Annotated in this window: 24 protein-coding genes, 1 tRNA gene and 1 pseudogene; 12 read left to right on the forward strand and 14 right to left on the reverse strand. The window is 69.2% G+C overall.

From position 1 onward, the window contains the following. Positions 1-200: 200 nt before the first annotated feature. A complete protein-coding gene (locus tag ADL25_RS42710; RefSeq protein WP_059133358.1) occupies positions 201-767 on the forward strand; it encodes an SMI1/KNR4 family protein in 567 nt (188 codons plus the stop codon). 94 nt (positions 768-861) lie between these two features. On the opposite strand, the gene ADL25_RS42715 is transcribed toward ADL25_RS42710, so the two are convergent. Next, positions 862-2,130: an APC family permease gene (locus ADL25_RS42715; RefSeq protein WP_059133359.1), complete on the reverse strand. Its 1,269-nt coding sequence runs from the start codon at positions 2,128-2,130 to the stop codon at positions 862-864. Positions 2,131-2,314: 184 nt separating this feature from the next. On the opposite strand from ADL25_RS42715, the gene ADL25_RS42720 reads away from it, so the two are divergent. Next, positions 2,315-2,581 carry a GlsB/YeaQ/YmgE family stress response membrane protein gene (locus ADL25_RS42720; RefSeq protein ID WP_059133360.1) on the forward strand — a complete coding sequence of 89 codons (267 nt, stop codon included), beginning with the start codon at positions 2,315-2,317 and terminating at the stop codon, positions 2,579-2,581. A gap of 82 nt (positions 2,582-2,663) precedes the next feature. Here ADL25_RS42720 and ADL25_RS42725 read toward each other — a convergent pair whose 3' ends face one another. Continuing rightward, positions 2,664-3,152, reverse strand: a complete 489-nt coding sequence (locus ADL25_RS42725; RefSeq protein ID WP_059133361.1) for a YajQ family cyclic di-GMP-binding protein — start codon at positions 3,150-3,152, stop codon at positions 2,664-2,666. A gap of 222 nt (positions 3,153-3,374) precedes the next feature. On the opposite strand from ADL25_RS42725, the gene ADL25_RS42730 reads away from it, so the two are divergent. Then, positions 3,375-3,456, forward strand: a tRNA-Tyr gene (locus tag ADL25_RS42730). Between the two features lie 134 nt (positions 3,457-3,590). Here ADL25_RS42730 and ADL25_RS42735 read toward each other — a convergent pair. The 3 genes from ADL25_RS42735 to ADL25_RS49510 all read right to left on the reverse strand — a co-directional run bounded on the left by ADL25_RS42735 (position 3,591) and on the right by ADL25_RS49510 (position 6,128). Beyond that, positions 3,591-3,833 (reverse strand): hypothetical protein, encoded by a 243-nt coding sequence (locus ADL25_RS42735; RefSeq protein ID WP_234381283.1) that lies wholly within the window; start codon positions 3,831-3,833, stop codon positions 3,591-3,593. Positions 3,834-3,985: 152 nt separating this feature from the next. Next, a complete protein-coding gene (locus tag ADL25_RS42740) occupies positions 3,986-4,222 on the reverse strand; it encodes a hypothetical protein (protein ID WP_059133362.1) in 237 nt (78 codons plus the stop codon). Positions 4,223-5,819: 1,597 nt separating this feature from the next. Next, positions 5,820-6,128 carry a hypothetical protein gene (locus ADL25_RS49510; protein WP_159045141.1) on the reverse strand — a complete coding sequence of 103 codons (309 nt, stop codon included), beginning with the start codon at positions 6,126-6,128 and terminating at the stop codon, positions 5,820-5,822. Here ADL25_RS49510 and ADL25_RS52530 point away from each other — a divergent pair. The 5 genes from ADL25_RS52530 to ADL25_RS42765 all read left to right on the forward strand — a co-directional run bounded on the left by ADL25_RS52530 (position 6,021) and on the right by ADL25_RS42765 (position 9,514). Then, a complete protein-coding gene (locus ADL25_RS52530; RefSeq protein WP_420711423.1) occupies positions 6,021-6,830 on the forward strand; it encodes a tetratricopeptide repeat protein in 810 nt (269 codons plus the stop codon). The two genes, ADL25_RS49510 and ADL25_RS52530, sit on opposite strands and share 108 nt — an antisense overlap. A gap of 58 nt (positions 6,831-6,888) precedes the next feature. Then, a complete protein-coding gene (locus ADL25_RS49520) occupies positions 6,889-7,146 on the forward strand; it encodes a tetratricopeptide repeat protein (RefSeq protein WP_159045142.1) in 258 nt (85 codons plus the stop codon). Positions 7,147-8,053: 907 nt separating this feature from the next. Further along, a complete protein-coding gene (locus tag ADL25_RS42755; protein WP_059133365.1) occupies positions 8,054-8,242 on the forward strand; it encodes a hypothetical protein in 189 nt (62 codons plus the stop codon). 495 nt (positions 8,243-8,737) lie between these two features. Next, positions 8,738-9,037, forward strand: coding sequence for a hypothetical protein (locus ADL25_RS42760; RefSeq protein WP_147318012.1), 300 nt, complete (start codon positions 8,738-8,740; stop codon positions 9,035-9,037). Positions 9,038-9,292: 255 nt separating this feature from the next. Continuing rightward, on the forward strand, positions 9,293-9,514 hold the full coding sequence (locus ADL25_RS42765) for a hypothetical protein (RefSeq protein ID WP_234381284.1): 222 nt from the start codon (positions 9,293-9,295) through the stop codon (positions 9,512-9,514). 88 nt (positions 9,515-9,602) lie between these two features. Here the strand turns inward: ADL25_RS42765 and ADL25_RS42770 are convergent, their stop codons facing one another. Together ADL25_RS42770 and ADL25_RS51350 are read right to left on the reverse strand one after the other, a co-directional pair. Then, a complete protein-coding gene (locus ADL25_RS42770) occupies positions 9,603-9,794 on the reverse strand; it encodes a DUF6251 family protein (RefSeq protein ID WP_319115501.1) in 192 nt (63 codons plus the stop codon). A 65-nt stretch (positions 9,795-9,859) separates the two neighbouring features. Continuing rightward, positions 9,860-10,104: pseudogene (locus tag ADL25_RS51350) on the reverse strand (hypothetical protein); the annotation flags it as partial. A gap of 213 nt (positions 10,105-10,317) precedes the next feature. Between ADL25_RS51350 and ADL25_RS42775 the strand changes: the two are divergent. Beyond that, on the forward strand, positions 10,318-10,536 hold the full coding sequence (locus ADL25_RS42775; RefSeq protein ID WP_059133367.1) for a hypothetical protein: 219 nt from the start codon (positions 10,318-10,320) through the stop codon (positions 10,534-10,536). Positions 10,537-10,732: 196 nt separating this feature from the next. On the opposite strand, the gene ADL25_RS42780 is transcribed toward ADL25_RS42775, so the two are convergent. The 3 genes from ADL25_RS42780 to ADL25_RS42790 form a co-directional block, all read right to left on the reverse strand. Beyond that, positions 10,733-11,653, reverse strand: coding sequence for an NADP-dependent oxidoreductase (locus tag ADL25_RS42780; RefSeq protein ID WP_059133368.1), 921 nt, complete (start codon positions 11,651-11,653; stop codon positions 10,733-10,735). Positions 11,654-11,979: 326 nt separating this feature from the next. Continuing rightward, positions 11,980-12,711 carry an MFS transporter gene (locus ADL25_RS42785; RefSeq protein WP_159045143.1) on the reverse strand — a complete coding sequence of 244 codons (732 nt, stop codon included), beginning with the start codon at positions 12,709-12,711 and terminating at the stop codon, positions 11,980-11,982. A 34-nt stretch (positions 12,712-12,745) separates the two neighbouring features. After that, positions 12,746-13,384, reverse strand: a complete 639-nt coding sequence (locus ADL25_RS42790) for an HD domain-containing protein (RefSeq protein ID WP_059133370.1) — start codon at positions 13,382-13,384, stop codon at positions 12,746-12,748. Positions 13,385-13,563: 179 nt separating this feature from the next. On the opposite strand from ADL25_RS42790, the gene ADL25_RS42795 reads away from it, so the two are divergent. Next, positions 13,564-14,532, forward strand: a complete 969-nt coding sequence (locus ADL25_RS42795; protein ID WP_059133371.1) for a GlxA family transcriptional regulator — start codon at positions 13,564-13,566, stop codon at positions 14,530-14,532. Between the two features lie 52 nt (positions 14,533-14,584). Here ADL25_RS42795 and ADL25_RS42800 read toward each other — a convergent pair whose 3' ends face one another. After that, complete coding sequence (locus tag ADL25_RS42800) at positions 14,585-16,051, reverse strand: hypothetical protein (protein WP_059133372.1); 1,467 nt, start codon at positions 16,049-16,051, stop codon at positions 14,585-14,587. A gap of 448 nt (positions 16,052-16,499) precedes the next feature. Between ADL25_RS42800 and ADL25_RS42805 the strand changes: the two genes are divergently transcribed. After that, positions 16,500-18,131, forward strand: coding sequence for a phytoene desaturase family protein (locus tag ADL25_RS42805; protein WP_059133373.1), 1,632 nt, complete (start codon positions 16,500-16,502; stop codon positions 18,129-18,131). 91 nt (positions 18,132-18,222) lie between these two features. Here ADL25_RS42805 and ADL25_RS42810 read toward each other — a convergent pair whose 3' ends face one another. Continuing rightward, positions 18,223-19,215 carry a LysR family transcriptional regulator gene (locus ADL25_RS42810; RefSeq protein ID WP_079050986.1) on the reverse strand — a complete coding sequence of 331 codons (993 nt, stop codon included), beginning with the start codon at positions 19,213-19,215 and terminating at the stop codon, positions 18,223-18,225. Between the two features lie 252 nt (positions 19,216-19,467). On the opposite strand from ADL25_RS42810, the gene ADL25_RS42815 reads away from it, so the two are divergent. Continuing rightward, complete coding sequence (locus ADL25_RS42815; protein WP_059133374.1) at positions 19,468-20,253, forward strand: SDR family NAD(P)-dependent oxidoreductase; 786 nt, start codon at positions 19,468-19,470, stop codon at positions 20,251-20,253. Between the two features lie 114 nt (positions 20,254-20,367). On the opposite strand, the gene ADL25_RS42820 is transcribed toward ADL25_RS42815, so the two are convergent. Both ADL25_RS42820 and ADL25_RS42825 read right to left on the reverse strand, forming a co-directional pair. Continuing rightward, positions 20,368-21,705 (reverse strand): acyltransferase family protein, encoded by a 1,338-nt coding sequence (locus ADL25_RS42820; RefSeq protein WP_234381285.1) that lies wholly within the window; start codon positions 21,703-21,705, stop codon positions 20,368-20,370. A 232-nt stretch (positions 21,706-21,937) separates the two neighbouring features. Then, positions 21,938-22,477 (reverse strand): lamin tail domain-containing protein, encoded by a 540-nt coding sequence (locus tag ADL25_RS42825; protein WP_079050988.1) that lies wholly within the window; start codon positions 22,475-22,477, stop codon positions 21,938-21,940. Between the last annotated feature and the right edge of the window lie 357 nt (positions 22,478-22,834).

The following is a 22,834-nucleotide window of genomic DNA, read 5'->3' on the forward strand; positions in this document are numbered from 1 at the left end:
CGTACGTGGCACCCACGACGTCCTCGCGCGCACGGCGAAGAGCGAGCTGACGGCAGCCTCGTTCCGCGGCCCCTGCCGGCAGCCCTTACCGGAACCGCCGGACCACCTCGCGGAACGACGTATCGACGTTGGTCCCGCATGAAGCCGGCGGGTTGTCCACAGGCCGCCCGACTGTCGGTGGCTCCCTGCATCATGAAGCCATGACCGAGTACGAGCAGTTGCTGGACAGGGTGGCGCAACAGGCCCGCGACATCCGGCCGTGGGGCTGGGCTTCGCTCCCCGAGCCCGTGGAGGAGGCCGCGCTCACCCGCGCCGAGGCGGCCCTGGGCTTCTTGCTGCCCCCGCTGCTCGCGACCCTGTATCTGCGGATAGGGGACGGTGGATTCGGCCCGTCGTACGGTCTGTTGCCCCTGCTCGACAGCCCGCCGTCCGGCGAGCCCGCCGCCGTCCCGCAGTACCTCGCGAATTGCGCGAGCGGCCGCAAGGACCCCGACTGGCCGTGGCCCGAGGGCGTCCTGCCGATATCCCACTGGGGATGCGGCATGTATGCGTGCGTGGACTGCCGTACCCCGCAGGGCACGGTTCTGCTCTACGAGCCGAACGCCGACGACGCCGCACAAGCCTGGTACGTGGACGCTCCCGGCCTCGTGGACTGGCTGCTCACCTGGCTCGACGGGACCGGCTGGTACGAGGAGTCCAACGACGGCACGGACCTGGCGCCGTGGCCGGACTTCCCGATACGCACGGGCACGGCCCGCGCCTCGTAGCAGGCACATTCATACAGCGCGTGCGGCGACCGGCGGTGTGCACGCAGAGCGTGCCCGGCGAGAGGGCGTATCCGCACAGAGGCCGTGGGCCGGCTCACGGCCAGCGCACGGAGATCCACCGCCGGATGCCGTAAGCCGCCGCACCCAGGCCCAGTACACCCGCGCCGACGCCCACCGACACCCATGGCAGCGCGAACGCCAGGACGACGCACCCGAGCAGCCCGACCGCCGGTACGACGCGCGATGCCGGCGTCGAACGCAGCGTCCAGGCAGCGGCATTGGCGACTGCGTAGTACGCCAGCACCCCGAAGGAGGAGAAACCGATCGCGCCACGCACGTCCACGGTCGCGGCGAGGGTGGCCACCACGACGCCCACGGCCAGCTCGGCCCGGTGCGGCACCTTGAAGCGCGGATGCACGGCCGCCAGGGCGCCCGGCAGATGGCGGTCGCGGGCCATGGCCAGCGTGGTCCGCGAGACGCCCAGGATCAGTGCCAGCAGCGAGCCCAGTGCGGCCACAGCCGCTCCCACACGCACCACCGGCACCAGACCGGGCACCCCCGCCGCCCGCACCGCGTCGGCCAGCGGAGCAGCCGCACGCCCCAATCCATCGGCACCCAGCACGGAAAGGACGGAGACGGCCACCGCCGCGTACACGACCAGCGTGATGCCGAGCGCGAGCGGGATCGCCCGCGGGATGGTGCGCGCCGGATCACGGACCTCTTCGCCGAGGGTGGCGATCCGCGCGTACCCCGCGAAGGCGAAGAAGAGCAACCCGGCCGCCTGCAGCACCCCGCCGGCACCACCGGAGGCGCCGATGTCCAGGTGCGCGGTGTCGGCCGCCCCGGAAACGAGGCACACCACGACGACGGAAGCGAGGACCGCCAGCACGACCGCCACGATCAGCCTGGTCAGCAGCGCGGACTTCTGCATGCCGCCGTAGTTCACGGCGGTCAGGGCCACCACCGCGGCGACGGCCACCACGTGTGCCTGGCCCGGCCACACGTACGCGCCGACGGTGAGCGCCATCGCCGCACAGGAGGCGGTCTTCCCGACGACGAAGGACCAGCCCGCCAGATACCCCCAGAAGACCCCTAGCCGCTCGCGCCCGTAGACATATGTGCCGCCCGAGGCGGGATACAGGGCGGCCAGCCGCGCCGAGGACGAGGCGTTGCAGTAGGCGACCACGGCGGCGACGGCGAGTCCGATCAGCAGGCCGGAACCGGCTGCGTGCGCCGCGGGGGCCAGGGCCGCGAAGATCCCGGCCCCGACCATCGAACCCAGGCCGATGACGACGGCGTCCCCGACGCCGAGGGTGCGGCGAAGTTCCAGGCCATCGGGTTGCTGTGCCCCGGACTGTGTCATGGGGCGAACCATACTGAGCGCTGCAACCGGCCACTGCGGCGGAGGCGTCCTCTCCGACGACGGGCCAGCACACGGAAAGCAGGGGCGAGTGCGGCCGTCACGACGGGCAGCGTCCAGGAATGAACACGGCCTGGCCGGAGCAGGAGCACAGCACAGGCACAGCGCGGAGAGGCAGGTTCACGGCATGGGCATTGTCGGCTGGATCGTTCTGGGGCTGTTGGCGGGCGCCATCGCCAAGTTCCTGCTGCCGGGCAAGGACCCCGGCGGTTTCATCGGTACGACCCTCATCGGCATCGCGGGCGCCTTCATCGGCGGCTGGATCTCGTCGCGCTGGCTGCACCACCCGATCAGCAAGCACTTCTACGACGGGCCCACCTGGGCGGCCGCGATCGGCGGCTCGCTGGTGCTACTGATCATCTATCGCGTTCTGTTCGGCGACTCACGGCGCTGAGCACCCCTGAACCGCAGCCGGCGGCAAAGAAGGGTGGGCACCCCGGCCGGGGTGCCCACCCTTCCTCGTACTGCCCGGTCATCTACCGGTAGTTGACGAACTGCAGCGCGAAGTCGAAGTCCTGGCCCTTGAGCAGAGCGATCACGGCCTGCAGGTCGTCGCGGCTCTTGGAGCTGACACGCAACTCGTCGCCCTGGACCTGAGCCTTGACGCCCTTCGGACCCTCGTCACGGATGATCTTCGCCACCTTCTTTGCGTTCTCCTGGGAGATGCCTTCCTCGATCGACGCGAAGATCTTGTACTCCTTGCCGGAGAGCTGGGGCTCACCGGCGTCCAGCGACTTCAGGGAGACCCCTCGCTTGACCAGCTTCGACTGGAAGACGTCGAGGATGGCGTTCACCCGGTCCTCGGAGTTGGCCTGCATCAGGATCTTGTCGCCGGACCAGGCGATCGAGGCGCCGACGTTCTTGAAGTCGTAACGCTGCGAGATCTCCTTGGCGGCCTGGTTGAGGGCGTTGTCGACCTCCTGCTGCTCGACCTTCGAGACGATGTCGAAACTGGAGTCGGCCATGTCCTGTGGCTCCTTGTATCGGGATGGATCGGTGCGTATCGGCGTGCGGGAGCGCGGCCGCCCGGCCCGGAGTCGATCCCGGGCCGCATCCGCCTAAGCCTAGCCACCTCGCCCCCTCAGGACGCCGATCTATCCGGTGGCGAAGCACCCCCCTGCATCAGGTATCGTTTACGTCGTTGCCAAGGGGTGCCGCGGAAAAGCGGCCCTGCGGCGACAATCCCTGGCGGTGTGCCCGAGCGGCCAAAGGGAGCAGACTGTAAATCTGCCGGCTTCGCCTTCCCAGGTTCGAATCCTGGCGCCGCCACACTAGGGAGTATCGGCCCCTGACCAGCAAGTTTGGTCAGGGGTCGATCTCTTTCGCGATCGCTCCCTCTCCCCGTTGTACTCCGCTGGTTCCCCCTTGTTCTGGCACGCGCGTGGCACGGCCCAGCGTGGCTGTCAGTCTTCGTCCGCGCCACTGATCCGCTGTCGAGCCGCTTGGAGACGCTCGGCGTAGTCGGGCGCGAAGATCGCTACGAGCGACTTGTCGAGCGTGCCCGAGATCTGGTGCAAGGCCGACCAAACGGCCCGGTCGTCTACCAGGGCGTCGAAGGCGTCAGAGCCCTCCATACGTTCCAGCCAGTCGGACAGCACGAGGGCCTGGTCGCCAGTCAGCGTGATCATCACCGAGTCTTCAGCCACGGCGGCACGATAGGGGGTGATCGTCTTGGCTCTCGGTGCCAGTAGCCCTGATCAGTTCTTCTGGAAGTGGCTGCGTTGCTTCGTCACCTGCGCGGATACGTCAGAATTCGGCGCTGGCCTGCATTGATCTGGTCGGCAGCTGTCGTTGCCTGTCAGCGGTTGTCCACGTCGGACGGCCCCCAGGCGGCCCCGCGCAGAGATCCAGTTGCCCCATCCGTACGACGCCACTTAGACATCGCACGCTGGTACTGGATGCCCCAGCAGAACAGGCTGACCACGCCGAGGGAACGACTGATCCTGCTGTCATCGGTCACGGTCCAGATCATCAGCGGCACGACCATCAACAGGTACCACCTTGGGTGGTTGTGCCATCTACGCTTCTTCAGCATGCTGCCCCTCCTGATCGGCGACGGTACAGCGCGGGCGGTGCGGAGAGGGTTTGCACGGGAGCTGCCTTGTGGCGAGTGATCACGGGGGCCTACGCTGGTTCGCGCTCGGGCGGGTGTCTGCCTGCCCGCAATGGCCCGCGCGGCCCCCATGATCGTAGAGGCTCGCCACAAGGTGGCTGCGCAAAGCCTCGGAGCACTTCGGCTTGAGCCACCCTTACGACGTGGATGGCATGGCGGACCGCCTCACCGCCTGGTGGACGTCGATCCACACGCAAGAAGTCTGAGCAGTGAGAGCGGTCCGGTGCTGCCCAGGGACGGCCCGTCAGCCGAACGCTTAGCCACGATGGTGGTGCATCTAGCGGAGCGCCCATGACGGGCTCGACACATCGCGGCAGCAGCTGCTCCCCCTCGACCCATCTCCCGGCTTAGGTCCGCTCACGCTGCCGCATCCGTGACGGTGGCGGTACGGCGGCCCGGTTCCGCCGGCCTTTTCCGCCCGATCTCGGCATCGGCCCGGACGTCACCCCTTCCGGATGCTGTGCCCCCGCCGGGCTAGCCACGTCGCTCGGCCTGCGCAGCGCACCCATACGTGCAGAGGTGCGCGCAGCAGGTTCGAGCGCAGGCATGCCCGGAGTTGCGCTGTTGCGGCATGATCTGGCGCATGCGATGGCGAGGGATGCGTTGGTGGGTCGCGCTGTTTGGTCCGTTGTTCTTTGTCTTGATGTTCACCGTGGGGCCAGCTGTACTCAACATCGTCAAACTGCCCGGTCCGAACTGGGTGACAACTGCGGTTGCGGGGGCCGGCGGAGTACTGTTGCTCGTTGCAACTCCGCTGATGCAGACGAGGTTGGATGCACTAACGCAGCAGTCAAAGCTGCAGGCCGAGCGGGCCCGACGCCAGGAGGCTGCGCTCGAACCCTTGGTTGGATCTGATCGAGACTTACCGTTCGTGCGAGAGGTAGTCGACCGGGCGCTATTGGGTATTCATCCGGCAATCCCACTGCCTTCGAGTGACGCCCCTGGGCTGTCCGCAGAACTTCCTACATATGTGCCAAGGGATGTAGACGCCGATTTGCATACGGCTCTACGGATGGCCAGTATATCCGGCGGGTTCGTGCTTCTCGTGGGGCCTGCCGCGTCGGGTAAAACCAGGTGTGCGTACGAAGCGATAAACGCGGTTCTGAACAACTGGCGTTTGTGCATTCCGGCCACCGCCGGGCAACTTACAGCATTGGTCGACAGTGCGGTGGACTTGAGGCACACCGTGGTCTGGCTGGACGAGATGCAAGACTTCCTCGGGACAGGTCGACTCACTGTTGAGACCGTGCGACGCTTGTTGGCGGACCGCACGCGACCGGTAGTACTAGTAGGTACGATCTGGCCGAGTGAGTACACCCGGCTAAGTACGTCTAGTAAAGCCGACGATGGGCAAGATCTTAACCGGGATTCGAGAGAGATCCTCAAACTGGGCCGCCGCTTCTCCATAAGGACTTTCAGCAACGCCGAGCAGGACCGAGCCCGGAACCTGGCTCAAGCGGATCCACGGCTCCGAGAGGCCGTGGGTGGTGACGGAGACGCTGCGTGCCTGACCGAGGTGCTAGCGGCTGTGCCAGAGCTTATCCATAGGTGGGAACAGGCTGATGACCCATTCGGAGCAGCTGTCGTCAGTGCGGGAGTTGATGCTCGCCTCTGCGGCCACCCGGAGCCGCTGCCAGTTGGCCTTCTGGAAGTTCTGGCGACCTGTCACCTGACTGGCGCGCAACGTGCGGGTGCCAAGCAGAATTGGTTTACGAGCGCAGTGCATTGGGCCTGCGTACCAGTCCGCGGCTCTGCTGCTCCACTCACGCCCGAGGCTTCCCAAATCGGCCACCTGGATGGCTATCGCGTCACAGATGTTCTCGTTCAACACGCCCAGCGCGTTGCGGAACTACCTGTCAGTGTACCTGAGTCACAATGGGAGCTTTTGATCGCGGAGGCGAGCCCCGCGGCCTGCCTGAACATCGGACTGACGGCATTCCAAGCAGGACTTCACGGGCTGTCTGAGCGTGCTTGGAGGCGTGCTGCGGAAGCGGGCGACACCACGGCCATGGACGTGCTTGGGGTTCTGCTCGCCCGCCAGGGTGAGTACGAGCAGGCGCGTCCCTGGTTGGAGCGTGCTGCGCAAGCGGGCAACACCCCCGCCGTGGGCCATCTTGGAATTCTGCTGGTCGGTCAGGGCGAGGAAGAGCAGGGGCGTTCCTTGCTGAAGCGTGCTGCGGAAGCGGGTCACTCCGACGCCATGGCCATGCTTGGGATGGTGCTGGCGCGTCAGGGCGAGAAGGAGCAGGGGCGCCTCTGGCTGAGTGCTGCGGAAGCAGGCAACAGCGGCATCATGACTAAGTTGGCCGCTGCGCTAATCGCGCGGGGTGAGCACGGGCAAGAGCCTCCCTGGCTGGAGCGTGCTGTGGAAGCGGGTGACTCCGATGCCATGTCTTTGTTTGGGGCTCTGCTGGCCAGTCAGGGTGAGTACGAGCGGGCGCGTCCCTGGTTGGAGCGTGCTGCGGAAGCGGGTGACTCCGATGCCATGGCCGTGCTTGGGGTTGTGCGTTGTGCTGGCCAGTCAGGGTGAGTACGAGCGGGGGCGCCTCTGGTTGGAGCGTGCTGCGGAAGCGGGTGACTCCGATGCCATGGACGTGCTTGGGGTTGTGCTGGCCAGTCAGGGTGAGTACGAGCGGGCGCGTCCCTGGTTGGAGCGTGCTGCGGAAGCGGGCAACGCCACCGCCATGGCCATGCTTGGGGTTGTGCTGGTCGGCCAGGGTGAGTACGAGCAGGCGCGTTCCTGGTTGGAGCGTGCTGCGGAAGCAGACGACCTTTACGTCGCGGGCATTCTCCGGAAGACGAGCTGGCGCGTCCTTCGCTGGATTCTGCCACGAAAGCGGGCGTAACCGACGCCATGGCTCTGCTTTGAGGTTCTTCTAATCGGTCGGGGGGCGTCTGCTGGGGTTGCTGTTGAGGCGGGCGATACTCACGTCGTGGGCACTCTCGGAACTGGCCAGAATTGAAACGCAGTAGACACTGCGTGGTCGCTATGGGGGGCGATTGCGCTTCTGTGGGGCAGGTGTGGGGCGAAGCAGGGCGCGACTCTGACGTCTGCAGCTGAAACACAACCTGCTGCGCGGTCTGTAAATCTGCCGGCTTCGCCTTCCCAGGTTCGAATCCTGGCGCCGCCACACGGAAACGAAGGGCCCGTGACCTGCTGTTTCAGTAGGTCACGGGCCCTTCGTCATGCACCCCTGTGATCGAGGGACTGTCTTACTCTGTCTCGCGTTCGAACGCCTCGTCTCGGGGTGCGTGGACGGCGTGTGGACGGGATCTTGGGCTGCTCGGCCTAGTTGTCCCAGGCGGGCCGAGCTCTTGGCGTTCGCGGCCTCGTCTCCGTCCCTGAGGAACTTGGCGTGTACCCGAAAGGCACCGCCACGCTGTGGCCGGCGCACTCAGCCACCGACCGAGGTTCGACTCCGGAGCTGAGCCAAGGGGACCGAACTCGCTTCGTGTCTCCCGAGTCCGACGAACCTCACGTGGTGTATGGCGGTGATCCTGCGGCCGTGGTCGCGGCACTGGAGCGTGTCCGACGCGTCGCGTCATGCAGACGTCGCCACCCCCAGGGCTGCCATCGCGCCGCCGTCCGTCCCGCCTTCCCCGTCGGCCGTGGTGGCCTTGGGCGGCCCGGGGCAGTGGCCCCGCTCCCGACAGCCATGTCACCTGAATGGCGCAACATGATGTGCCACCCACATGGGCGAAGATCAAGCTGGCTAGTGTCCCGACCGAGGCAATCCGTGAAAGGGGAACCAAATGCGCATTCGACGAATCCTTGCCGCCGTCATCGCCACGGCAGCCCTCGCCGGACTCGGCCTCACAAGCGCCGCCACCGCCACCGCCGCCAGCCCCACCCCGGGTGAGTGCGAGCAGGGCGGCGGAACGGTCGATTGGGCGACCAACCTCTGCAGGGGCGGTACGCACGACGGGCAGATGGTCGACTAAGCCCCGCTAGGCGCTCCGCAGCCACGCGCTGCGGGGCGCTTCCGTGCGGAACGCAGCCGGGACAGTCGCAGGGACTGTGCCGACCCGTGGTCACGGCCCAGCCACCCGCGCACGGCATGGACGACTTGATGTCCACGCCGGGTGGTACGGCGTTGGCGGCCCGCACGTTGCCCTGGTAAAGCCAGTGCTCACCCCGGGTCGTCGGCACGGTCCCTGTAGCGGGCAGGCTCGAGCGGGCCCCTGCAATGGCTTCCGCCTTGCCGAGATCCGGGGCCGTGAGACCGGCACCGCCGGGGTGATAGGTCGCCACCCCCTCGTGCCACGCACTTGGCCAAGAGAGCGGCAGGCAGGTGCTCACCCCGAAACTCGGTTGGTTGGGTAATGCTGGGAGACCGCCACAGGTCTGTTGAGGACTGGAGGCAGGGGCAGCCCGGGACTTTGGCGAGAAGCGGGCCGCCCTGCCTGTTCCTGTTGCTGTTTGAGGAGGGGGAAGGGGTGAGCGAGGAGCAGATCAGTGCTCGACTGCACGAGAGGATCCGGCGCGACTTTCCGGATGCCGACGCTGCGTGCGGTGTCATCGGAGCCTTACGGGTGCCGGCAGTCGAACTCGAAAGCTCGCTGCAGAGCACGGAGCGGCTTTTGACTGCGGCTGTGGTGATCGCTGATGGGGACGTGGGACGGTTTCGGTCGGCGGTCCGCCTTGCACGGACTGACTGGCGCGATCTACTCATGGCGGCAGGGCTCGGGCAGGAGGACTGGCCGCGCGTCCTGGATGAGGAATTGAGTTCCCGCTAGCTGTTGGTAGCTGCTGCTTCAACCCCGTCCGGAGGGGATGGGCAGAGGTCGGGCTGATGATTGACCAGCGCGCTCGCCACGGCGGCGGCCGCTGGGCTCCCCGCTGCGTTGGTCAGTTGATCCGCCGCTGGGGAGGGGAAACCGCATGCATCGGTCACGATCGATCCCGAACGTGGCGGATGAACGTCTGTGCCGGCTCATCGTTCGCGACGAAATGCGCGAGCGGGCCCGCAAGCTGGGCTTCTTCGGTGGATCATGCTGCCCTTCAGCTTCGCGACCGACGGCGCCACGGTCGGGGGTGATCTTCGGCGTGAGCGAGGGTCGGACAGGATGCACGTCTACGCGGTCGCTGTGGATGACGCCGCGCAGACGCTCTCGGCCGACGAACGCCAGCACCTACGGGCCACTGCCGAGGTACCGGACTGGTTCATGGACGACGTCGAGCGCCGGTACCGGGAGATCCGCAAGCAGCGCTGACAACGACCGCCGCCTCGCGACTGATACAGGCAAGGTCAACGGCCGTGGCGACGGATGCGTTTGGCGGCGGCCTTTCCGTCACTGCCGCCTATGGAGCCGACGACGGTGACCACGTCCAGGCCATGCCCGTGGCGAGGAACGCGAGCACGGCGAGGTTCGCGGCGCTGGCGGTGAGGACGCCAGCGAGGAGCGGGCCGCAGTGGACGCCGGTCGCGACCACCTCGACACCGAGCACCATTCGGTGCACCGTGCGGTCCGGCGGGGCCTGGTGGATGTGCACCAACTGCGGCTTGGTGGGCTGTTGGGCCGGGGAGCAGTTCCATCACGCACCTTCCGGGGCGTTGTCGGGAAAGCCCGGGCAGTGCGCATGTCGAGTGAGGACGGGATGAAGTGTCCCGCATTCCCGCGGCAGGCGGCGTAGGTCCGGCGGGCGGCGTTGGGTTTGGCGAGTGTTGCGGCGCAGGCCGTCTTCATCGGGCGAACCGGCCGGGCGTGGCCGACGCGGTAGCGGCAGACGACCAGCGGGCCCCGCCGCCGGCGCGGAAGCTGGAGTTCGGCACCACGTCCCGACCACCCGGCCGCAGGCCCATCGCGGGGAGCTGCCGCCTGGTGGCCGGTGCGTCCGGGCGATTCGCCACTGATCAACGGAAATCAGCGGGTTCGAGGCATCTGGGCGGTGGTCCGGTGAGAACCCGCTGGGAGTTCCGTGGTTGGGGGATACCACGCGGGTTCAACTTCGACGCGTAGGCCAAGATGGGCCTTCGGTCTGGAGGGGCGTTGGGATGAGTTGCGTCCTGTAAGCAGTGATCGCTGACGGGCAGGCGCTGCGCGGCGTGGCACGGGACCTGCCTGCTGCCCGGCTGGCGTCGATCGGACAGGGGTTCTCGCTGATGCCGATGGCAGGCGCCCTGTTCGAGTCCCTCGCAGACGGCAGCGCTGTAATCGCGTTGGGGTTCCCGCAGTTGCCAGGAGGATTCGGGAAGGCCCTCGCCGACTGGTCAGCCGGCGGACCGGTGGCCTAGCTGGAAGCGCCCGGTTTCTGCGGGACGGCACCACCCGGTCGCCGCCCGTGCGAGGCGTGGTGCGGAGACCGGAAGGACCGGGTCCGCATCGATCGTTCACCAGGTCGGAAGCGGGGCCCGACGGATTCCCGGCGGGCCCGAGCCGCGTGGTGCGTGTACGTGAGCCGGGCGGCCGGCTCAAGACCTGACCGTGACTTCAGTCCTCGGTGACCCGGATGATCGTTCTGCCGGCGACACGCCGCTCAGGAGCGAAGGCGGCGGCTGCCTCGGTCAGCGGGCGGACCGCGCCGACGCGCACACCGAGCCGTCCGTCCCGGAGCCGCTGCACCAGGTCCCCGAGGCGTGCGCGGTCGGGTTCCACCACGAAGAACACCGCCCGTCCGTCCTTGGGCCGGACGGTGGGCGGCTCGGCGATGGTGACGAGTGTGCCGCCGGCGCGGACGAGTGCGGCCGAGCGGGCGAGGATGCCGCCGCCGATCACGTCGAAGACCACATCGACCTCGCCGGCGTCCGCCCATCGGTCGGCTTCGAGGTCCAGGAACGTATGCGCACCCAGAGCGAGGACGGTGTCCCGGTCGGCGGACCGGCCGGTGCCCATGACCAGGGCCCCCACTTCCAGCGCGAGCTGTACCGCGATGGATCCGACGCCCCCTGCGGCGCCGTGGATCAGGACGGTCTGGCCGGCCGTGATCCGCGCGTGGTCGAACAGGCCCTGCCAGGCGGTCAGTCCGGAGATAGGCAGCGCAGCCGCCACCGTGTGGTCGACATCCGCGGGAAGCGGGGCGAGGTTGCGGGCCTCGACGGCGACGTACTCGGCGAGCGAGCCGTTGCGGGCCCAGTCGGTCAGTCCGAAGACCCGTTGGCCGACGGTGAGGCCGGTGGTTCCGTACCCGAGCTCCGCCACGACACCCGAGACCTCGTGCCCTGGCACGCTCGGAGTGCGGTCGCGGCCGGCGCGGTCGGACCACGTTCCTGGCCAGTCGAGTTCGCCACGGGTGAATCCCGCGGCGTGCACCCGCACGATGACGTCGTTCTCGGCGGCATGGGGATGCGGCAGGTCGGTGAGGGTCAGCCCGCTGACGCCGGCGTCGCGGTCCGAGGCGGTGATGGCTTGCATGAGTGCTCCTCTGTCCGGTCTTCCGAAGGTGAACGTATCGGTTCGTGTCAGCGGGTTTTCACAGCGTGTCGTGTGCTCTCGCGTGTGTGGTGTCCGGCACGCGCGCGCCGGCCGGGCGTGGCCCGTACGGCCGGGCACGGACGACGGATTCCTCGGCCTGGGACCGGCGGGCATGGGCAAGGGCGATCAGCGACAGGACCCCGACGAACCGGATGCAGAGGGAGCTTGTGGCTTTCAGCCCCCAGGAAGGGATCAGAAGGCCGACGGCGAGGGACGGAGGAGTCAGCGCCGCGCCGCGATGTCGAGTCCGCCGGCGGCACCCCATGTCACGTGCAGGATGCCGCTGACGACGGAGGGGCCGGCGCGAGGAACAACCCCGTCACGGACCGTCCCGCGACGAGGGCGGGCACCGCGGCCAGAAACCGGGGCCGGGCTCCTTGCGGTATCCGCACCCTGGGGCGCAGCGAGGCCGGCACGCCGGCTCCTGGCACGACCGTCTCGGGGATCCGGACGACCGTCACCGCGAGGACCAGGAAGACGAGGGTGAGGACGGAGAAGACGAACGCGTCGGGGCGTGGGACCCACTGAACCAGCAGCCCGACCACCGCGGCATCGGCGGCCAGTCCGACGTTCGTGCCGACCGCCGTCACCGTGGGGCCCGGGGGAGAGGACTCGACCGGCCCGGAGGCCAGACCGCTCATGGCCGTTCCGATGGCGACACCCTGCAGCACCCGCGCGACGACCAGGGACAGGACGCCGTCGGCCGTCCAGAAGACGGCGGTACCGGCCGCCGCCGGCAGGAGCGCGGTGATCAGCACCGGACGGCGTCCGAGGCGGTCACTCAGCGACCCGACCGTCAGCAGGGCGCCGAGCAGCCCCACGACGTACACGGCGAAGACGACGGTGACCATGGTGTCCGAGAAATCCCAGCGTTCCCGATACAGCGGACAGAGCGGCGACGGTCCGCTCGCTGTCGCCATCATCACCACGGTGGCGAGCGTCAGCACGGTGAAGGTGGTGGACCGTCCAAAGACGACGATGGGTGCGGCCGGAACCACGGGTGTCATCGTATTGCCTCTGACTTCTTCGGCATCAATTCGGCCAGGGCGCTTCAATGACGCGCTCGACCATGGTCTTGCTGCGGAAACCCGGAACGAAGTGTTCCAGCACGTCCGCGTTGACCGTCCCGTACGTGGTTTCAGGACGATGTTTGAGACCGTCGACAAATGCCTGCAGGAATTCCTTCTTGAACTGTTCGCGCGGATGGGCGGCCATGATTTCTTCCACCTGGCCGCCGTCCAGTCCGTCCAGTCCCCAGCCGAGCACGTCGGTCAGTACGCCGAAGTTCGTGGCAGCCGTCTCCGGGCCCATCCGGCCGGGAATCGCCGGCGTCGTGTGCAGTGCGATCGCTGTCCAGACGACGTCGGCGGCGCTCTTCGGGAACCCGCGGTCGAGCAGGAACTTGCGCGCGTGGTCGGCGCCGTCCAGTTCGAAGCGCTGCTCTACGTCGGAGAACGGGACGGAAAGCCCCGTGTCGTGGAACATCGAGGATATGTAGAGCAGCTCCGGATCGGGCTGGAGGCCGAGCTCGCGTGCGTGAAGAGAACCGAAGAGGAAAACACGCCGGGAGTGATGGAAGATGAGAGGGCTGGTCGTTTCACGGAGAAAACGGGTGGCCTCCGCCACTGCTGCGGTCTCGGGTATTTCCACTGCTGCGATGATGTCGGTCATGATGGTGGCGCTTTCGATGTGGTGGTGAACAGTGGGCGGTGACTCTGTTCTCCACGATGCCGACCGAACGGCCTTCGCCGCCGCATCGGTCCGGCCATGAACCACCTGAATCCAGACACCCGAGAAGCCCGCCCGAAAAGCGGGACACCCGAGGAACCGGACACCTGAGGAACAGGACTGTGAACTCCGCAACGCATCGGGTCGCGATCCTCGTCTACGACGGGGTCGCACTGCTGGACGTCGCCGGTCCCGCAGAGGTGTTCGGGGAGGCGAACCGACTCGGCGCCGACTACCGGATCGACCTGCTGTCGACGACCGGTGCCGACGTCGCCTCGTCCGTCGGCATCCGGATCGCCGTCGACGGCAGCCCGGCCTCCGAGCCGGACCCCGACACGTTCGTGATGCCGGGCGGAGTCGTCCATCCCAGAACTCCCGTCACCCGGGACCTGATCGAGGCCACGAAGGAGCTGGCGGTCCGGTCCGGCCGGGTCACGTCCGTCTGCTCCGGAGCGTTCGTCCTCGCCGCCGCCGGCCTGCTGGACGGCAAACGTGCGACCACCCACTGGAAGATCACACGCGAACTGGCCGGCCGGCACCCGAAGATCCATGTGGAGCCCGATGCCATCTACGTGCGCGACGGCACCACGTACACCTCGGCGGGCGTCAGCGCCGGCATCGACCTGGCGCTGGCGCTCGTCGAGGAGGACCACGGTCCTGATCTGAGCCGGGACGTCGCCCGGGCTCTCGTGGTGTATCTGCAACGCGCGGGCGGCCAGTCACAGTTCTCCGGGCCCCTGCAGGGCCCGCCGCCCCGGTCCCCGGCCCTGCGCACCGTCGTCGACCTGGTGATCGCGGATCCTGCGGGGAACCACTCCCTCGCCGAGCTCGCCGGGCATCTCAACCTCAGTCCCCGCCATCTCACGCGGCTGTTCCGGGAAGAGCTGTCCACCACACCGGCCCGCTACGTCGAGTCCATCCGGTTCGACATCGCGAAGGCTCTGCTCGACCAGGGGCACACCGCGACACAGGCGGCGTCCCTGGCCGGGTTCCCGAGTTACGAGAGTCTCCGACGGGTCTTCGCACGGGAGTTGTCCATCAGCCCCGCTGCGTACCAGCGCCGCTTCAGCACGGCCCGCCGCGCCCGGTAGCACGGAAGAAGGCCTTCCGCTCCCGGACGGCCGGGCGCGAACCCCGGTTCGTTCAGACGGAGTCGGCAGGGGTCCCCTGGTGCAGAACCGCCTCCCGAACTGCTCGGGTGAGGTCCGCTGCGGCCTCGTGACCCGCGCCCGAGTCGGGTGACACAACGGTGCCGAAACTGCCCTTGTCCCCCCAGGTGCAGGCGGTGAGCCGCTGGTTGTCGATCGCGTCGTACGACAGGCACCGTAGGCTGCCGCCGAGGCGGCCGGGGTCGGCCGACCAGACCTTGCCGGCGGCCAGACCCGTGGTGGTGAGGCCCGACCGGAGACCGTCCTGGATGGAACCGAGCGCGTCGGGCGTCATCTCGTGAAAGTCGCCGACCGCGCCGAACACCGTGATCACGGACAGGTGTTCGTTCTCCTTCTTTCCGTACACGTAGGTGAAGGTCGTGGCATCGCTGCCCCCCATGTCCTCGCTCACGACCCCCTCCAAGAACTGCTGGAGCGACGTGTCCTCCAGCCGTTCGTAACCCTGGACGCGGTCCGGCGCCGCAAAGGTGTAGCGCGGGTAGGCGGCGTACTGCTCGTAGCCCCAGATGCCCGACCCCACCAGAGCCGCCGTCACTGTGGCGAGCGCGAGGACCGCAACCGCTGTCTCCCGGGATGAGGCGGCCGGGACCGGTGGCAGTACGGGGAAGTCCGGGACACCGACGGGTTCGGCGTGGGCGACGGAGGGCCGGGTGCCGGCACGGTGGCGTGCCCGGCGCAGCAGGGCCTGGAGCAGAGCCGTGGGGACGACGGTGACCACGACCGCCATGCGCACCCAGCTGTTCCAGTGGAGCGCGGGTACGGCCAGGAGCACAACTACGCACAGGGCCGCACGGATCAGCAGCGTGTGCTGGGGGAAGCGCACCATCCAGCGCAGTGGCGCGCGGCCGGGGCGGGCGAGCGCGGTGAGGGTTTCGGCGACCGTGGCCAAGCGGTTGTCGTCGGGCCGGCTCTGAGCGTGGGCACGGGCTTGCGCGGCGGCCGAGACGGGATCGCCCACGGCCGCGAGCACGAGGCGGGCGTCGTGCGTCTGGGTTCGCAACGGCGATGGCGGCCTGGGGCCTTTCACCGCCTTGCCCGCCGAGATCTGCTCCATGCGCAGCGCCTGTGGCGAGCCGGGTGCCAACTCGCGTAGTCGTGCGTCGAGTTCGGGGCCGCGCCGGTGCCTGGCCGGCCGGTCCATGTAGTCGCTGCGCAGACACAACTCCGCGTACGCCGCGAGCAGATCTAGGTCGTCGGGGAACGCCTTCAGGCCTTCCTGGTAGGCCGCTTCGGCCCGGTCGTCGTGATCGTCGTCGTCCTCGGCCGCATGGGCCTGCCCCAGCACCAGGTAGAGACGGGCGCCGGGCCCGTCCGCCGTCAGCGCTTCCGTGGCTGTGCGCCGCGCCTGGGCAAACTGGCCCGCGAGCAACTGGGCATGTGCCGAGTCGTACGCGGATCGGACGTCTTGATCTTCGGCCTGCACGCTCTCCCCCTGATGCATGCCGAACCACCGGGTTTGATTCGGCACGCAACTATCGCCCTCGCCCCGTGGTTCGTCAAAGCGTTTTCCCACCTCAGCAGCTGGGTGGGGCGGCCCAGGGGCGACCCGCTTCGATCGAGCGCATTCGCCCGGTTCATGGTCCCGCGCACGCATTGCGGGGAAGACCCACCCGGCACCTTCACCGCGGCCGTGCGGGACGGGGCTCAGCGGGGCCCCGGTGATGTCGCGGGCCGCCGGGACGCGAGGAACACTGCAATAGGGGCAGACGGAGAGGAGCAGCGGCGCTTTCGATCGCGGACTCGCTCATGAGCACCAGGGAAGACGCCGAGGCGTGTGCGGGGAGAGCGCGGGCCGACGCGGACGTACGGGCCACGGCCCGCGCCCGGACGGCCTTCGGCGCCGATGCCGGCACGGCCCCTGCGAGAGAGCGTGGCAGGAGGTCCCGGCGATGACCCCGGCGGGCTCCTACGACGCGATCGTCGTCGGCGGTGGCCACAACGGGCTTGTGGCGGCCCTGTACCTGGCACGGGCGGGGTGGTCGGTGGCCGTGCTGGAGCGCAACGCGGCGGTGGGCGGCGCCATCGCCGGAGGTGAGGCCACGCTCCCCGGGTTCGTGCACGACCTGTACTCCACCAACCAGAACCTGTTCCTCGGTTCCCGGACGTACGCCGACTTCGCTTCCGGTCTGGCCCGCCACGGGCTGCGGTTCCGCACCACCGACCGTCCGTATGCCAACGTCTTCCCGGACGGGCTGAGCCTGCGCGTCCATTCCGACTACGAACGCACCCTCGGGCACTTGGCCGCGCACAGCACGGGGGACGCCGAGGGCTTCGCCGGCCTCTATCGGCAGTACAAGCGATTCGCCCCGTACCTGTTCGGCCTCTACGGAAGTGCCGTGCCCTCGGGCGCGGCCGTCCGACAGGTGCTGAGCCTGCTGCGCCACCGGGGCGTGCGCGGCGCGGCGGAACTCACCCACACTCTGCTGATGAGCACCCGGGAGCTCGGCGAGACGTGGTTCACCACCCGGGAGGCACGTGCCATGGCCGCCTGCTGGGGCATGCATCTGGACTTCGGCCCCGACGTGGCCGGCGGCGCGATGTTCCCGCTGCTGGAGCTGTTCGCCGACATGGAGAACGGCATGTCCGTGGTCGAGGGAGGCGCCCAGCGGCTGCCGCAGGCCCTGGGTGCCCTGCTGGCCGAGCACGGTGGCGAGGTCAGCACCGGTGCCGAGGTGGACCGCGTGCTGTGCCGGAACGGACGAGCCGTGGGGGTGCGCTGCGTCGACGGCAGCACGGCTGCGGCGCGTCGTGCCGTGATCGCGGACGTCGGGCCCGCCGCCCTCTATCAGCGACTGCTGGAGCCCGGGCAGGTGCCCGCGCCGGTACGCCGCGCATCAGGCCGTTACCGGTACGGCCCCGGCACCATGATGGTGCACCTCGCGCTGGACGGGCCGCTGCCCTGGGCCGCGGGGGACGAGCTGTCCGGATTCGGGTACGTGCACGTGGCACCGTACGTCGGCGATCTGGCGCGTACCTATACCGAGTCCCTGTCGGGCCTGCTGCCCGCGGAACCGCTGCTCGTCGTGGGGCAGACCTCCGCGGTGGATCCGACCCGGGCCCCGGCGGGCCGCCATGTCGTGTGGATCCAGGTCCGCACCGTGCCCCCGGTCATCTCCGGCGACGCGGCAGGCACCATCCGGCAGACGCGCTGGCCCGAGGCGGTCGAACCGATGACCGACAGGGTGCTGTCCAAGCTGGAGCGCTACGCCCCCGGCAGCACATCACGGATCGCCTGCGTCACGGCATACACCCCTCAGGACCTCGAAGCGGCCGATCCGAACCTTGTCGGCGGTGACAGCACCGCCGGCAGCCACCACCTTTCCCAGAACTTCCTCTTCCGGCCGATGCCCGGCCACAGCGGCTACCGCACGGCGATCCCCGGGCTGTATCTGACCGGCGCCGCGACCTGGCCCGGCGCGGGCACCAACGCCACGTCCGGTCGGCTCACGGCCCGCCAGGTGCTCAAGGACTCTCGCCCGGGCGGCAGGTTCCGGACATCCCGTGGAGGGCGTTGTCCCTGAAGGACGCGCGGACGCCGTCTCCCAAAGGGCCGCGGAAGGCCGTGCTCCGGCCCATGACCCTGTGCGACACGGGTGTTGAGCTCCGCGCGGGTCACCAGGAGCGGGCCGCCTCGATGAGTCGCTCGCGCACCGCCTCGACCGGCGGGCGGGAGGGTGCGCCCGCCCGTGCCACCAGGAAGCCGGTGTTGATGGGCGGATCCTCCGGCGTCAGCAACTCCACCAACGCGCCGGACGCGAGCTCCGCCTCGCACAGGTAGCGGGGCAGCACCGTCGCGCCCGCGCCAGCGACGACGGCGGCGAGCACACCGCGCAGATCCGGCACGACGACGGCGGGCCGGGCGGTCAGGCGGGTGCGGAAGACATGGCGCCAGTACCGGCGCAGGATCGGCAGGTCCTCGGCGTACGCCACCAGCGGGACCTCGCTCAGCGGGCCGGGGTCCTTGCAGGTGAGCGGCCCGATTCCGGCGGCATGCCCCGGTGTCGTCACGAGCACGAACTCCTCGTCCATGAGCGGGACCGCTGCCAGGGTGCGGCCGCGCGGCCGCACCGCCGACAGGACGAGGTCGAAGCGACCGCCGTGCAGGCCCTCGAGCAGCCCCTCGGCGAGTCCGGTGGTGATGCGCAGCGGGATGCCCCGGGCCGCCAGCGGTGCCAGCACGGGCAGTGCGCGGACGCTCAGCATCTCCGCCGGGCCCGCCAGATGCACCGGTTCGGGCGGCGCCTCCAGGCCCCTGCGGCCGCGGTCGGCGACCTCCGCCAGCGCGTCCAGCGGCCCGGCGATCCGCCCGGCCAGTTCGTCGGCCACGCTGGTCGGCGCCACACCGCGCGGAAGTCGTTCGAAGAGCTGCCGGCCGAGCTGCTGCTCCAGGGCGCGCACCTGCGCGGTCACGGTGGGCTGGGAGATGCCCAGCACCCGGGCTGCCGTGGTGAGGGACCGGGCCCGGTGCACGGCGAGGAAGGTGCGCAGCAGGCCGAGGTCCAGGGGCCCGTCGCGGACGGCGGTGGACGGTGGGCGGACCAGTGGTGCGGCCGGCTCACCGTCGTCCCGCCGGGGACCGTCTCCATCGGGATTCTGATGTGACATCTCGGAATTCCTATTGGTTTGCTGATGACTGTGCTGCCTATGGTCGGGAGCGTTCCGCCGCCGGTCAACCGGCGATTCCTCGCTCGCCCGGGCAACGGCCCGGACGGGGTCGGGGAGCACGCGCTACATGGCAGGGGACGCACCGGCTCGCACCCGGTGAGCGGCGTACAGGCCCGCTCCTCGTCCCGCTGCCTGCTCCCGTCCTCCGCCGGGCGGCACCCGTGGTGCCCCCGGATCAGAAAGGTGTACGACATGGCAACGATCCTCATCACGGGCGCCTCCGACGGACTCGGCCGCGCTCTCGCGGAGGACCTCGCCGCCGACGGCAGGCACACCCTCCTCCTGCACGGCCGTGATCACGACCGCCTCCGCGAGGTGGCCGTGGCCACCGGCGGCGAGACCTACCGGGCCGACCTCGCCTCGCTCGCCGGGGTCCGGCGCCTCGCCGCGGACGTCGCCGCCCGGCACGACCGGCTGGACGTACTCGTCAACAACGCCGGCGTCGGATTCCATGCGGAGGGCACTCGCCGGCAGACGTCCGCCGACGGGCACGAACTGCGCCTGGCCGTCAACTACCTGGCGCCCGTCGTGCTCACCCGGGAACTGCTCCCGCTGCTGCGCCGCTCCGCGCCCTCCCGCATCGTGAACGTCGCGTCCGTCGGCCAGCAGCCCTTCGACTTCGACGATCCCGGACACACCCGCGAGTACACGGACGTCGCCGCCTACTGCCGCTCCAAGCTGGCGCTCGTCTGCCACGGGTTCGACCTTGCGGGGGAACTGTCCGACAGCGGTATCACCGTCAACAGCCTCCACCCCGCGTCCTTCATGCCCACAACGATGTCCCGGCGTTCCGGGATGGACGTCGTCGACACCCTCGAGCAGGGCGTCGCGGCCACCCGGCGCCTGGTGGACGCGCCTGAACTGGCAGGCGTCACGGGGCGGTACTTCGACGGCGAGAAGGAGGGCCGGGCGGCGGCCGAGGCGTACGACCCGGAGTACCGGCGGAGCCTTGCCGAGGTCACCGCATCGCTGCTCTGACCCCGGACGGACACCGCTGAAGACGACCCGGCCGGCGGTCCCCGGCCCGGGGAGCACGCCTCATGGCCCTGGGGCATCTGCGGGCACCGCCCGCTTGTACTCCGGTCCGCCGGACTACGGGCCGGTGCGCCCGGCCGAGCTGCCCGTCGGCTCGGGAGACGGCCGGCCAGAACGTGTTCCGGGCCGCCGTTCGTTGCCCCCGCCCGGCTGTGAACGCACCGGCGCGAGCACGGACTTCCAGGACCGGTTCCGCTTGAAAGGCATCTCGAAGATCCTGGCGAACAGCCACGCCCCCGACAGCGAAGCGGGCAGTGCCACGGCGAGGGTGAACCAGAACGTGGGCAGGCCGGGGGAGACGAACTCCGGGGCGATCCTCCTGACGACGGTCATGACGATCGGCAGATGGATGAGGTAGAGGCTGTACGAGCAGTCACCGAGACCTCGAACGGGGCGGGTGGTCAGAAGCCGTACAAGACGGGCTGGTTTTCCCGTGGCGACCGCCGCCAGGAGCATCGTCATGGCGGGGGCGACGGCCAGATCCACCCAGAAGTAGTGGTTCACCGTCCACACCGGTCCCTTGACGGCGACCAGAGTCAGGACCGGTGTGGCGGCCACGGCGGCGAGCCGATGCCAGGGCAGGCGACGGACCCTGTCCGACGCGACGACGATTCCCGCGCCCACCAGACCCGCCACGAAGACGGGGGCGAGATGCGGAGTGAGCCAGTTGTCGCCCTCCACCGGCGTCGCCCCGGCCGCCGTCAGGCCGCGGACGGCCACGAGGAAGGTCGCGGCCGTGAGCAGCACGACGGCGCCCAGCCGCCGCCGGACGAACAGGAGGAGCGGAAAGAGGAGATAGAGCTCCGCCTCCACGCCGATCGACCAGAACGCGCCGTTCGGTGTCGGCGCGGTGAACATGTCCTGAGCGACCAGGCCGTACACCAGAATCGATCGGTCGGTCGGTGGTCCCACATGCGAAGCAGGCACCACGAGCCAGGAGACCACCAGGCTGAACGCGAGCGCCGCCCAGTAGGGAGGCAGGATGCGCCAGGCCCGCCGGCGCAGAAAACGCGAGACGCCGCCCGGTCGCCAGCCGTTGTGCGCCGGAGAGACGGCCAGGGAGAAGCCGGACAGCACCAGGAAGAAGACCACGGCGATACGGCCGAACATCAGCCCGTCCAGCCACCAGGGAGCCGAACTGTCGGGATAGCCGGGGAAGGTGTACAGCCAGCAGTGGAACAGGAGCACGTACAGCGCCGCCAAACCGCGAAGTCCGTCCAGCCCCGGCACCTGCTGCCGAACGTTCGCCTCGCGCACCGCGTCCCCCGGCCTCACGGTGGCGGGTATGTCGAGAACGCCGCCGGCGGCACGGCTCGCATCGCTTGAGATCGTTCGGCCCTCTCTCCCGGCGGTGCCGCATGCGCGCCACGCGGCCGCCACCTCGGTGGTCGCCACGCGGTGCGGTCCCGCAGGGGCCCGCACCTGCCGGCCCCTGCACCGCCTGGCAGTACAGCGGGTGACGCGGCGCCACCCACGGTGACTCATACGTGGCATCCGGTCCGGCGGTTCAAAGGGCGAGCGCCGCGCCTTCGGACGATCAGGCCCATGGGCATACGTGAACGGTGCGCCGTGCCTGGGGGGCCCGGCGCACCGTGGGGTGCCGGTGACCGGCCCCGGGTGGGGTCGGTCACCGGTGGGTGGGGTCAGCGGTGGTTGCGGTAGCCCCAGGAGGCGGTGTCGATGACGCGGCCGCGGTCGTTGCGCAGGGTGGCGGTGTCGATGTGGTTGTCGCGGTGTCGATGACGCGGCCGCGGTCGTTGCGCAGGGTGGCGGTGTCGATGTGGTTGTCCCAGGTGTAGTTGCGGCGGTCCTGGTAGAGGTCGGTGCGGGTGTCGTGGCCGATGCCGGTGTGGACGCGGACGGTGGCGCGGCCGGCGAGGCGGTAGTGGTGGAAGGTGTAGGTGCGGTGGTCGCGGCCGGTGAGGGTCCATCCGCTGAGGTTGACGGGGCGGCGGGTGTTGTTGGTGATCTGCACCCATTCGGCGTTCAGGGAGCGGTTGGAGCGGTCCTCGCGGCCCGGGGAGTCGTACTGCACGCGGGTGATCTGGACGTCCGGCCGGTGGGGGCGGTGGTCGGCGGCGGTGGCCGGGACGGTGGCGGCGCCGGCCAGGGCGGCGGCGGTGAGGGCGGCGGCGGCCAGGCGGCGTGCGGTGGTGGAAGTGGTCACAGGTTCCCCCTGCTTGGTGCGGGCACCGTCCCGTGTGTGGTGCGGGGTGGTGCGGTGTGCGGGTGCGAGGCCGGGTTGGCCGCGCCCTCATACCGTGCCGTCGAGGTGGGGGTGATGTGTGTGAAACATGAACCGTGTTACGGGATGCCCATGTCTCTATGACTGTCATCTGTATGGTCCATTTATCGGCGGAATGCGATGGGTTGACGCCGTGTCAGGTCGTTCGCCCTTGCAATCACTGGCTTGAGGCATGTGTCCGACAGGGTCCGCCACCCCACCCGTTTCCCGGGCGTCACCCGAAAGTGAGTAACAGCCGCATGACGCCGTACCGGGCCAGGTCAGAGACCTGCGTGTCGC

Source organism: Streptomyces sp. NRRL F-5122, assembly GCF_001507435.1.
Lineage (GTDB): Bacteria > Actinomycetota > Actinomycetes > Streptomycetales > Streptomycetaceae > Streptomyces > Streptomyces lannensis.